Annotated in this window: 10 protein-coding genes; 6 read left to right on the top strand and 4 right to left on the bottom strand. The window is 58.5% G+C overall.

Going from position 1 to position 11,947, the window contains the following annotated elements:
• Window positions 1–989 precede the first annotated feature (989 nt).
• Complete coding sequence (locus HNQ08_RS26625) at window positions 990–1,817, top strand: DUF1206 domain-containing protein (RefSeq protein ID WP_184138424.1); 828 nt, start codon at window positions 990–992, stop codon at window positions 1,815–1,817.
• A 981-nt stretch (window positions 1,818–2,798) separates the two neighbouring features.
• On the opposite strand, the gene HNQ08_RS26620 is transcribed toward HNQ08_RS26625, so the two are convergent.
• Window positions 2,799–3,359 (bottom strand): GNAT family N-acetyltransferase, encoded by a 561-nt coding sequence (locus HNQ08_RS26620; RefSeq protein WP_184138422.1) that lies wholly within the window; start codon window positions 3,357–3,359, stop codon window positions 2,799–2,801.
• Between the two features lie 692 nt (window positions 3,360–4,051).
• Here HNQ08_RS26620 and HNQ08_RS26615 point away from each other — a divergent pair.
• On the top strand, window positions 4,052–4,321 hold the full coding sequence (locus HNQ08_RS26615) for a hypothetical protein (RefSeq protein WP_184138420.1): 270 nt from the start codon (window positions 4,052–4,054) through the stop codon (window positions 4,319–4,321).
• 187 nt (window positions 4,322–4,508) lie between these two features.
• On the opposite strand, the gene HNQ08_RS26610 is transcribed toward HNQ08_RS26615, so the two are convergent.
• Together HNQ08_RS26610 and HNQ08_RS26605 are read right to left on the bottom strand one after the other, a co-directional pair.
• Complete coding sequence (locus HNQ08_RS26610; RefSeq protein WP_184138418.1) at window positions 4,509–4,829, bottom strand: GNAT family N-acetyltransferase; 321 nt, start codon at window positions 4,827–4,829, stop codon at window positions 4,509–4,511.
• 430 nt (window positions 4,830–5,259) lie between these two features.
• Window positions 5,260–5,934, bottom strand: a complete 675-nt coding sequence (locus HNQ08_RS26605) for a winged helix-turn-helix transcriptional regulator (RefSeq protein ID WP_184138416.1) — start codon at window positions 5,932–5,934, stop codon at window positions 5,260–5,262.
• A gap of 190 nt (window positions 5,935–6,124) precedes the next feature.
• Between HNQ08_RS26605 and HNQ08_RS26600 the strand changes: the two genes are divergently transcribed.
• The 3 genes from HNQ08_RS26600 to HNQ08_RS26590 all read left to right on the top strand — a co-directional run bounded on the left by HNQ08_RS26600 (window position 6,125) and on the right by HNQ08_RS26590 (window position 9,163).
• Entirely contained in the window at window positions 6,125–6,670 is a 546-nt protein-coding gene (locus tag HNQ08_RS26600; protein ID WP_184138414.1) for a dihydrofolate reductase family protein, read from the top strand.
• A 660-nt stretch (window positions 6,671–7,330) separates the two neighbouring features.
• Window positions 7,331–7,690: a VOC family protein gene (locus HNQ08_RS26595; protein WP_184138413.1), complete on the top strand. Its 360-nt coding sequence runs from the start codon at window positions 7,331–7,333 to the stop codon at window positions 7,688–7,690.
• A 27-nt stretch (window positions 7,691–7,717) separates the two neighbouring features.
• The gene (locus tag HNQ08_RS26590) at window positions 7,718–9,163 is read left to right on the top strand and encodes a DHA2 family efflux MFS transporter permease subunit (protein ID WP_184138411.1); all 1,446 of its coding nucleotides are present in this window, start codon (window positions 7,718–7,720) and stop codon (window positions 9,161–9,163) included.
• A 349-nt stretch (window positions 9,164–9,512) separates the two neighbouring features.
• On the opposite strand, the gene HNQ08_RS26585 is transcribed toward HNQ08_RS26590, so the two are convergent.
• Window positions 9,513–10,055 carry a hypothetical protein gene (locus tag HNQ08_RS26585; RefSeq protein ID WP_194499982.1) on the bottom strand — a complete coding sequence of 181 codons (543 nt, stop codon included), beginning with the start codon at window positions 10,053–10,055 and terminating at the stop codon, window positions 9,513–9,515.
• Between the two features lie 945 nt (window positions 10,056–11,000).
• On the opposite strand from HNQ08_RS26585, the gene HNQ08_RS26580 reads away from it, so the two are divergent.
• Window positions 11,001–11,947 (top strand): NPCBM/NEW2 domain-containing protein (locus tag HNQ08_RS26580; protein ID WP_184138407.1); only part of this gene is annotated, 947 nt, incomplete at its 3' end.

The raw sequence follows: 11,947 nt of genomic DNA, 5'->3' as shown, positions 1-11,947 counted from the left end.
CCATAAATGACCCACTATCCTTGCTGAGTTTTTTACATAAAAATCGTTTCAGTCTTAAATTTATGGGGGTATAGGGGGAGGATCAGACCTCGCAAATACTGCACTGTATGAAATTTGTAAGAAAAATATCCAGATCCGATGATCAGGCTTGTCTTATCAAGGGACCTTAATCTGCTCGAGTAAGAAAACTGTAATAGATTTCCAACCTCTGCTTTCCGGTAAACTTTGGGAATAATCTTTTTCAAACTATCTCTAAGTTTACTCTCTAATAATCATTTCCTAAAAAGAGAACCTTTTGAATCTGCATTTAACGGTTATGCAATTCAATTTAGCGCTAATAATTTTAAGATCACATTAAACCTTTAGCCTGTAGGATTAAATGGCTGCGTTTCTTTAATCGGCTAATAGTATATTACATAATTTCCCGAAGCTTATAAGGAGCGGAGCAGCTATCTTTCAGTAGCCAATCCAAGTGAGGATGAATTGTCTAGCATAAGGTGAATCACTACTAAAATGAAATCGGAGGCAAGTTGTAGTTTAGATCAGGCAGTTAAGTCTTTTTTCCAAGTTATTAAAAACTACCCTTACAATTCGACTTGCGGCGCTTGGCCACCGATATACATGTCTTGCGTAAGATAGAAATCGGCTGATGAAATCTTCTGAGCGCCCTATTCCTTCAGAAATATCGCCTGATTCAGCAGTCGCGCAGCATCTGATAATTGACCTACTGGATCGCGCTGATGTCATAATGCTCAAACCTCCCGTCAGGTTACGGGAAGACAGTACGGGCATTTGATCGCGTGTGAAATCGATTTATTGGTAAGTCGTAGCGATACAGCTTCGGTCCGCTTGAGGCGCGCTAGCCTGCCAATCACTGGTCAAGGCAAAACAACGCCCTGAATACATCTCAAGAAACCACCAACCTGCCTTAACCTCCGAACGGTATTTGAGGTACCACCGCCTTCCCGAAGCTGCTCTAGCCTGGGCAGATGCGGTTCAAGCAATGGGCCAAGCAGCGCATGCGACGGGCTGAACCGTGGTTCGTGCTGTTTGCTCGGCTGGGCTACCTCGGCAAAGGTCTGGTCTTCCTCGCGCTCGGCGCATACAACCTTGAGGCTACCCTCAGTGGGATGCACCGCCCCGAGGGCGTGCAGGGCTCTCTCGTGCGCCTGGCTGCCGAGCCATCCGGACGCTTGCTGCTTGGCAGCGTTGCACTGGGCCTTCTCGGCTACGCACTTTGGTTGCTGGTGCGTGGTGTTCTCGATCCGGACCGCCTTGGCACATCCCTCCTCGGCTTGGCCCAGCGTCTGGCATGCCTCGTCAACGGCCTTACCTATCTCGTGCTGGCATGGTTTGCAGCCAACGTGGTTCTTCGCGGATGGGGAGAGAGTTCTGAACGGGCGGTTCAAACGTGGACCGCCATCCTGCTCGCTCCGCCGTTGGGGCCCTGGCTGGTGGTCCTGCTGGGATTGGGTGCGTTTGGTGTGGCCGTGAATCACCTGTTCGTGGCCTGGAGCGGCCTCTTCCTTCAGTTCCTCGACCTGGAGCAGCTTGGCGCCCGCGGCACCGCGGCCCTTCGTCTGCTGGGACAATTCGGGCTGCTGATGCGAGGGGTGGTGTTCGCCATCATCGGCGTCTTGCTGCTCCGTGCTGCCTGGCTGCACGATCCGCATGCTGCGGGCGGCCTTACCCAGGCGCTGACAGTCCTCGAACGCCTGCCGCTCGGTACGTGGATGCTGAGCATGGTCGCCCTGGGGTTCGTGGCCCTCGCCCTGTACTCATTCCTGCAAGCCCGCTATCGCCGGGTGTTGTGCTGAGGTCCTGATGACCTATCGGTGGTCTGTTGAGAGTCCGCATCTTCGATGTTTTGACAGGATTTACGCGGCATATCGGGTAGGAAGAGGGCGCAGCTGCATCCGCTGGAGGAGTAGGTTATGTGTGCGAGGATCACACATCGAGGAGTAAGCGCTCCGTGTTCGCCACACCGAGACGCTGCACTTCGCCCACAGACAAGGGCCGCGCACGCGTTCCTGCTTTCCACGCCTGAGGACGCAGGCAACTGACTCGGCTCGTTCAAGAACTTGTTTGGCTGGAAGGTGGAGGCGAGGAAATGAACGGCAGGTCGGTCACCTGGATCAATGCGGCTTGCCCCGGTGCCCTGATGGAAGCCCTAGGCGTTGATGCAGCCTTGCAAAAAGTGTCGGGATAACCAGAGATCGGTGATTGTGGAGTGCGCGTGTATCCGGCTGCCTGTGGACCAGCGCATGGTGGGGAATGACAGTAACGTCGCTTCTCCTGGTATTCGAATTCAGCTCATTGAAGCTCGCCTAACCCCCTCGCACAGCGCTGTTTTAATTGACTCGGCCTTCCAGAGATCAGGAGCCTGAAAGGGGAGAGGGAGTAAGGGGCCGCAACTTAAGCCACAAAGGCGAATGCGAAGAAGCGTTAACGCCTGGTCGATGACTTTAAAATTCCGCTCGGATAGTTACTCAGAGTGCTGGGGACGAGGGTGCCTAATCTGGGACATCCGATTGTCAACTGCGTTCGGACCTGAGACGGTCTCCCACGTCTCCCCACCTTTGGCAGGGAGGTCCTTCAACATGACATTGTTGAGACACCGTCCATTGGAATCTCTGATCACGTGCTGTCTTCGACTTTCCACAGCTGAAGAGCCGTCATCCTGCTTCCACGGAGTCGTGTCAAATCTCAGAGGAGTGTGTCGGCCTTAAGCTGCCGGAAGCTGTTAAGGAGATAGATGTTATCCAGAAGATGGGCACAGCGTGATCCTTGGAATGACCCTATCGGGTACGGGGATCAGTGGCGAGCATTGACATACGATGTTGATCCACCCATTCGCCCTCCCAATACAAGGCGTCGCGTTCAACCCCCTCATGGATAAAGCCGCATTTCTCGTAGACGCGCCGGGCACGTGGATTAAAGGCGTATACCCCCAAACTGATGCGATGAAGCCCCACAGTGTCGAAGCCGTACTCCACGACTGCCCGGGTGGCCTCGGTGCCATACCCCTGACCCACCACGGCTGGGCCATTGAGCGCAATGCGGAAGTTCATGCTGCGGTTGTCCTGATCGAGGTCATTGAGCGCAACTTCGCCCAGGTACGCGTCATCTGAAGCCCGGAGGATCGCCCAGTCGGCGCGGTCATCCGCCTGGGTCACGCGGGCCAGGAAACGTTCCACGGCATCGCGAGTGAAGCTCCCACGGGTGCCTGTCAGACGCATGAACTCGTCATGTTGCAGGCTGTCCATGACCTGATTGAGGTAATCGGTGCTCATAGGAACAAGATGCATGCGGGCGGTGGCCAGGGTGGCGGGTGAGGCGAGCGCAGGGGTGGCGACCATACGGGGCATTCTATGTACCCCAAGTGAGATTGAGGATACGCCATCTGGCCGAACAGCCCGGCGCAGAGTAGCGAGGCAGATAAGTTAGACGATGCCCGGAATCTTCTGAACCTGCACTGCAACTGTGCACCATCAACGATGTGCTGCGTGCATCAACCACGATCTTGATGCCTTTACTGCGCCCTTTCCTGATCTGTGAGATCCGAGTGGTTCTGGTCCCTGCTATGACGCATGGTGGGATGGCGACATTGTCTGACCGAATTTCAGAGCGTTAACTGATTCACTTTAAAAGTTTGCGGCAGAACATCCGCGCACGTGTTGTGGAGAGCTGAAGTCATGCCTGTCAGGCCCAGTCCATAAAGTGGGTCAGACTCAAACACCTCGAGCTGAATCCTCAATCATGGACCCAGCAGTCCGTCAAAGGGGAGAAAGGTGGTTCTATATCTCTCCGAGTGTTGGTTACTTTTCGGCCTTACAACCCTTCTCGAGGTGACTGCCGCGTGCACTCCCAAAGTCTTCTGTACTTGTTCAGCGCTTGCGGAACGCCTTGCTCGGAGTGGTTCGCTGACGATGAGTCTTCACATTTCGACGTATCGTGATTTGCTGTTCATACCAGTATGAACAGCAGCCGGGTGTGCTCAGCGCTTCACTCTTCCCTGAACGGACATTGTGCGATCAAGGAAGTCCCAGTGTTGACTGGATGGAACTTCAATTTTGGTCTGGGGTTGCTGGAGATGTGGATGTGGGCCGCTTTCCGTTTTGGGGAGCTCTTCACGTTCCGTGGAAACGCTGAGATTAAGAAGGGCTTGAGGCCAGCCAGTGCGCAGGGCTGGGTGGAGCATCGATTGACCCTGGCAACACTGCGTCTGGTGCTCCCCGCCCACGCCTGTTCATCAGTCGCAATTCTGAAAACTCTGCTGGACGTGTTGCTGGTCACTGCCGTGCCCGCCTACGACGTTTGACGTTCCCGACAGCGCAACTCCAAGCACCGCACAATTTCTGTCAGTCGGAAAATGATTGAGGCCGCCGGAGCTATTCTGCAATGCGCTCTTGGGGTGACGTGGCCGTCACCCACACCACGCCTCTGGCGCTGTAGTGTGTGGGGGTATTACGGCTCTCAAGAGCTGCCACTGATGCGGTCGCCTGCCTCTACAGTTTCAGGGCGCGACGTTGGCCGGGCTGAACCAGTTCCAGATAGTCCGGGTGCTTGCGAATAAAGGCCACGACGAATGGGCAGGTGGGCACCGCATTCAGGCCGCGCGCCCGCAGATCATCAAGGGCAAACTGAATCAGTTGTGAACCCAGCCCCTGGCCCTCATACCTTTCGTTGATTTCAGTGTGCGGGAGTAACCGAGCGTGACCCACCGGACGGTACTCAGTGTGGCCCGCCAGTTGATCCCCGACATAGATCTCGTAGCGCTGTCTCTCTTCGTTCTCTTTGATGGTGATCTGGCCCGAGTCCCTGGTCATACGCACAGAGTAGGGGATCAGGGAGCGTCAGCGAAACGTGGGCGCAAACTTGGGGCCTGGACAGCCTGGAATCATTCATCGCCTTAGCGGGCAGATTGATCAAGGTCTCGGCGCGGTTGATGCGATTGGAGGGGGCCAGGAAGCCTTACCCTAATCCTGCTGGCAGGTCACAGCGCCGATTTGGAGTGATTTCATCTGCGCGAATTCCTGTCGCGAAATGGAGGTCTCTTCTGGGGGCTCGGTCATAGCACGGGGGCAAAGCGGCGTATGGTCGGCTGCTTGCTATGAAAGCGCTGCTTGGCGGGCGAAGTCAATTGAGCCTCGCGTGCGTGAACTGGTCAGGGCAAAGAAGAGATGGTGATGCTGAGACCACCCCACTCTGGTTGTCGAGGCCTTGTCCGCAGGCATGCGAAAGCGAGAAAGCTCCACGTTACGACTGGGCCACAACCTCAGGCATCTGGAACAGGGTTTGAAACCGCTGCGCCCACGCCCGGTTGCCCTCAATGACCAGCCCGTTCGTCTCGGCCTCCGCCAGCGTCAGACCGCCAAAGAGGAGTCCACCCAGTAGCTGCAGGTCGCCTGTCAGCGTTGCCTCCGGAGCATGGGGAACACCACGCTGTACGTCCAGCACACCATGCTGCACACGAACGACAAAGCGCTCATGGCCGATCCGCAGCGCTACCGTGCATTCCACGTCCTGAGCAGCAGGCGGGTAAAACATGGTCTTCACGGCTGTGACCAGGGTGGCGAGAGTGATGGGGGCGTGCGGTCTGACGGGTGACCGTGCTCCCCAGCGCCCAAGCTGTTGCAGGACCGGCTCCAGTTCCCGGCCCCAGTCGCTCAGGGCATAGACCCAACTTGCGGCGGGTGGCGGCAGATGTTTGCGGCCGATCACGCCGATGTCCTCTAAGTCTTTCAGGCGCTGCGACAGCACGTTGGGGCTGATGCCAGGGAGATCAGCGCGCAGATCGCTGAAACGCTTCGGCCCCAGCAAAAGCTCGCGCACCACCAGCAGGGCCCAGCGCTCGCCCACCAGATCAAGAGCATGTGCAGCGGCGCAACCATCGTGGTAGCGGCGGGCAGGGGCAGAACGCTGAACGGCCATTGATGTCAGTATCGGTCAATTCGGTATTCTAGACTAAGTACACGGTTGCAATTTCGTATCGTTCTGTTATAAACTAAATAGGAAGAAAAGTTACGTATATTGCTGCGTGTAAGAGTTCGGTGAATTACGCGGCTCGCCTTATTTTTTAGGAGGATGTCATGCACAGAGTGTGTTCCAGGCAAGTTCGCACATGAGTCGAGTCTTTCTCGATCTTGCCGTCTCGCTTGACGGATACATTGCTGGACCGGATGGACAGGACGGCGGCCTGCATGACTGGTACTTCGCCGAGACAGGCGCTGCGGAGGAGATCAAGCAGGAATTGTTGGACGGCATCGGCGCGATGATCCTGGGCCACACGGCTTTCGGCAGCGCTCCAGACGGCTTCGACACCGAATACCGGATTCCGCACTTCATTCTCACCCATTTGCCGCTGCCTACGGTGGAGCGCGGAGGGGCCACGTTCAGCTTCGTTACGGACGGCCCTCTAGGTGCACTGGCTCAGGCGAAGGCGGCGGCTGGAGAACAGGACGTGTGCTTGGCAGGCGGTGCGGAGGTGGCCCGGCAATTTCTGAAGGCCGGGTTGCTTGACGAACTGCAACTGCACATTGCGCCTGTCCTGATGTGCGGCGGCCTCTCACTGTTCGGCGCCCTTGGCCAGGAGATCAAGCTGGAGCGCCTGCGGGTGGTTCAGTCCCCCCACGCCACCCACCTCACGTACCGCATCAAGCAGGTCTGATCTGCGTCTGCTCGGTGCTGATCTGTCCATGTTCCTTAATGGCATCGTCGAAGCTGGCTCCGCCACTCCGCTAGCATCCAGTGTCCTCGAGGCTGGTGTGGTGGTCCTGTGATATGCCGTCACATCGCCTGAAGGAGGATGAAATGTCAACGCCAGCACCTGGGCCAAATCCCGATCTCCATACCCTGAGCCCCCTGCCCGGCACCTGGGACCTGACGGGTGATGCCACTGGGAGGACGCGCTACGGGTGACTGGAAGGGCACTTCTTTCTCGCCCAGCACTTCGATCTCGTCCATAACGGCCGCTCGATCCGGGGCACCGAGATCATCGGGCACCTGCATTCCTTTAGGGGCAGGCCGTCTTCAGATATCCATGCGCGGGTCTACAGCTTCAGCGACGGCATGACGCTGGATTACGTCTATGAGCTCCACGGCGACCTGCTGACGATCTGGCCCGGTCGCCGCGGCTCCCCCAACTTCTACCGGGAGACCCTCAGCACAGACGGAGTCAGGATGACCGGCGCATGGCAATGGCCCGGTGGCGATTATTCGACGAGCATGACCCGCAGAGCGCCGGGGGAACATTTGACACGGGTAAGTCCACCCTCGACATCACAGCATTGACCTGGGCTACCAACCCACTTTCAGGACAAGGAGAATCATGTTTGAGTACACCCACGCTTTCAGCGGATTCGCCGTGAAGGACAGTGCTGCCGCCAGGGCCTTCTATGGCGACGTTCTGGGGCTCCAGGTGAGCGAGGCACACGGCATGTTGCGCCTGCACATCACGGGCAGCCAGGCTGGTCTGGGATATCGCAGACCAGATCATGTGCCCGCTGCCTACACCGTCCTGAACTTTCCGGTGGATGATGTGAGCGCCCTGGCGGCGAGCGGCGTGGGCAGGCTTCACTACAGTGGGATGAATCTGGACGAGAAAGGCATCATGCGCGGCCAGAAGCCGAACATCGCGTGGTTCGCAGACCCGGCGGGCAACATTCTGTCGGTGCTCCAGGACCCCTGAATGTCGCCTGAACCTGGAGGTTTCCCTATGAGTTTATCTGCTGAATCCCTGCCCCCTCAGGGCCGCGCCGTGATCCTGATCCTGTTGATCGCCACCTTCGTGGTGATCCTGAACGAAACGATCCTGAACGTCGCTCTGCCGCGCCTGATGGTCGACCTGAAGGTCACGGCTGGCACTGCGCAGTGGCTCTCAACTGCTTTCATGCTGACCATGGCGGTGGTCATCCCCGTCACCGGCTTTCTGCTCCAGCGCCTGAGCACCCGCACCGTGTTCATCAGCGCCATGGCGCTGTTCTGCGTGGGCACTGGGCTCGCGGCGATTTCACCCGGCTTCGTGCCGCTGCTGCTGGCCCGCATCGTGCAGGCCAGTGGCACGGCGATCATGTTGCCACTGCTGATCACCACTGTGCTGACCCTGGTGCCCGAACGCACGCGCGGGGCAGTGATGGGCCAGACCAGCATCGTGATCTCGGTGGCCCCCGCCATCGGCCCGACCATCTCGGGTCTGATCCTGCAAACCTTCTCGTGGCGGGCGATGTTCCTGTTCGTGCTGCCGATTGCGTTGGGAACGCTGTTCTACGGAGCGCGCATGCTCCGGAACGTGGGCACGCCACGGCACCTGAGCTTGGACGTGCTCTCGGTGCTGCTCTCGGCACTGGGCTTCGGGGGGCTGGTTTATGCCCTGAGCCGTTTCGGCGAGGACGGTCTGGGCAATCCTGGCGTGAGTGTGCCGCTGATGGTTGGTACAGTGGCCCTAGTGGCCTTTCTGTGGCGGCAGGCCCATCTGATCCGGACGGGTGAGCCACTGCTTGATCTGCGTGCTTTCGGCTTTCCGGTGTTCACCCTGGGCGTCGGCCTGATGGTGATTGCCATGATGGCGCTCTTTGGGGGCCTGATCCTACTGCCGCTTTACCTGCAGAACCTGCGTGGCCTGAACACCCTGCAGACCGGCCTGCTGCTGCTGCCGGGCGGGCTGGTCATGGGCCTGTGTGCCCCCGCCGTTGGGCGGCTCTACGATCGCCTGGGGCCGCGCCCTCTGGTGGTCCCGGGTAGTCTGCTCATGACAGCGGTGCTGTTTGGCCTGGGCCGCATCGATGCGGGCACGCCGATCTGGACACTGCTGGCCCTACACCTGACCCTTAGCGCGGGGCTGGCGTTGCTGTTCACGCCGGTGTTCACCTCGGCGCTCTCGCCGTTGCCGCCGCAGTTGTACTCGCATGGCAGCGCCATCCTGAGCACGCTGCAACAGGTGGCGGGCGCGGCGGGCGTGGCCTTACTGGTCACCTTGATGGTTGGCCGCACCGCCCGTCTGAGCGCTCAGGGCAGCGCCCCGCTGACTGCCCAGATTGGCGGCCTGCAACTGGCCTTCACCGTGGCGGGCGTGATTGCCGCGTTGGCGGTGATCCTGGCGGTGTTCCTGAAGCGGACGCCGCAAGATTCGTCCGGCGAGCCCCTGCCCCAGCCCAGCGATTGAGGTGCGCTGACTGGTCACCAGCCTCGCTTTCAAGGGGAGCATGCCGCTGGTTCGGCCAGCAACGGGGGCGTAGGTACCCTTCAGACCGCGTCCCTGGGCACCGCCACGCGGGGTGGTACCTCCTGGGGCGGGTGTGGGTGCATTCGTGCTGTAAAACGCGGCAGAGCAGTCTGAGGGTATCGACCACGTTAACCCGAACAGGAGTTTGAAGGGGTATTGACAACCGTACTTCGGTCCACTGCCAAATTGTGGCGGACCGGAGTGAAGTTGTCAGCACCCGTTCTCATTGGCGTGTGGACACAGCGGCGTGAAGGCTGTCAGTGACGCTCTGTCCACGGGTGAGGTCCGCTTAGTGGTGTCCGCCCGAACCAGGCTTGGGCGGTTTCCCTGGGGCTGAAGACGACTTGCCATGGCCCGAGCCGTCGGCTGCCTTCGCATCGTCTTTGGGGGATTCCGGCGCTTCGGTCTCGGACGTTTTTGATTCAGGTTTTTTGTCTTCAGACTTCTTGTCCTCAGATTTTTTGTCTTCGGACCCTCCGTGTGCGGCTGCCTGATGAATGGCCGCAACCAGCGGCAGGGTCACCGTGGCGCCCTGCGCGTTCGTGGTGGTCACGAACAGGGTGCCACTGCCCGTGACCTTGGCGGCCAGGATGTAGGTGGTCTCCCCAACCTGGACATTGGTGGCGCTCTGCAGGTCACCAGTCACGTTCAGGGTGCCGTCCGGATTGACTGTGGCGACCACGGTGGATTGACCGTTGACAATGGCCAGCAAAGTGATAGCAGTGCCTTTGGAGGCGAGTTGCTTAAGGCTGCTGGCAAAGTTGCTTTGCGTGCTGGGGGCAACGTCGTCGGCAAGGGCGCCGCCCAGGGTCAGGGCAAGCAGGGTGGACAAAAGCAGAGTCAAACGCATAGGTCTCCTGAAATGCAGGCGCCTGAGCAACGCTCAGGGAAGGGGCGGTGGAGGCGATTTCAAATAAGGGCCAGGGATCTGACCGGGCCAGCGTAGGCGTGGCTGCCTCTCGACTTCCTTGCATGGCGGAGTATGAAGAGCGTCCTGATCCGTACCTGTCGGACCACCAGTCTGGAGAGAGCTGTACACGCCTTACTGCAGCTCAGAGTGAGGATGTCAGCAGCATTTGTCTGTTGGTGAAGATCACCAGGTGCTACACCATGAACCTGCAACGTACATAGGCCGCGTTATTGGGCACAAGGTCAAGCCAGACTCCCCCGTGATCCACGTGTCTTAACCGGAAATCACTTGTGGAGGGCTGACAGGGCACTATTGACAGGACCATTTCGTCAGCTTGACGGCTGAAAGGAACGCTGGACAGCGTGATCTGCTCAGCGGGAGAAGAATTCCGCCCCTCGTCATGCTTCCCTGACACCAGTGGAAACCGTTTCCACCCTCGGATGGCCGTTGAGTTCTCGGGAGGTGACCGTTCAGGTCAGTGGAGAGTCGGCGCAAATGGGGAAAGCGAGCTGGATCTGGCGCTTTGAGAGTTTCACGGCGTGAATCAGCGTCCATTGCTTGAAGCCCTAATGATTTTGTGACTTTTTGCTTGTTCGATGTGGCTGAAATCCTAAAAAACGGTCTTAATGAATAAAATGAGATTCGCTTAAACAATCTGAATACAGATAATTCTAATAAGATTTCGTTAAGGTAGCTATGTCAAGGCCACACTCCATACGGCTGCAGGTTAATTTAACAGGCATTTTCCAGCCACCAGACGCATTCTGGTGTTTGTCATGATCCTCAGAAACATGCGCTCACGCAAAGCCCGCAGCTGTTCTCTGAATCGTTCCAGTCGCCCAAGCTCCATTTCAAGAGGAAATCCACATGCCCCAATCCCAACGCTCCGCTTTCTCCCTGACCGCTCTCGCACTGACCCTGACCCTGGCCGCCTGCTCCCAGCAGCCTGCCGCGCCCCAGCCCCAGGCAGATCAACGGGATGGCAGCCAGTTCGTCTACGACGGCACGGACCACTCGTGGGTTTCTGATGACAATGGGCTGGTCGATGCCGGGGGCAGCCTGAAGGCCCAGGAGCTTAATGATGGCGATAACCTGCTGAGCTATGAGCCGTGGACGGCCGCCACCAACGGTTGGGGTCCGATCGAGCGGAACATGAGCAACGGCGAGAAGGGTTCCTCAGATGGGGATCCGCTGAGCATCAATGGGAAGAAGTACGACAGCGGGTTTGGCATCCACGCCAACTCGTCGATGACCTTCAACCTGAACGGTCAGTGCAGCCGCTTTATCAGCGATGTCGGCCTCGACGACGAGGTGGGCAGCCGCGGCAGCGTCATCTTCCAGGTCTACGCCGACGGCACCAAGCTCTTCGACAGCGGCACGATGAACGGATCGGACGCGGCGAAGACGGTCAACGTGGACGTTTCCGGTCGCAAAGAACTCAAGCTGGTGGTCACCGATGCTGGCGACAACGTCGACTACGACCACGCCGACTGGGGCGGGGCCATGCTCACCGACTGTGAAACCTCCGGTACGCCTGCCCCGACGCCCACCCCCACGCCTGCTCCCACCCCGTCGCCCATGCCCGACACCAACGTGCAGTACAGCGGTCCGCTGGTGATTACCAAGGGTGGCACCTACCGTGGCAACTGGCAGAGCCTGGATCCCTCCACCCCGGCGGTCTACGTCAAGACCAGCGAGCCAGTCATCATCGAAGGCTCCAACCTGCGCGGCCGTGGCGAACTGATCCGCGGCTGGTTCATGAACCTGACGGTGCGCAACTCCAACGGCTACGGCATGAATCCCAATGTCTACGG

Origin of the sequence: Deinococcus humi, assembly GCF_014201875.1 — a bacterium.
GTDB classification, from domain to species: domain Bacteria; phylum Deinococcota; class Deinococci; order Deinococcales; family Deinococcaceae; genus Deinococcus; species Deinococcus humi.
Note: the sequence above shows the minus strand (reverse complement) of the source record. Positions and strands in the feature narration are given on the sequence as shown.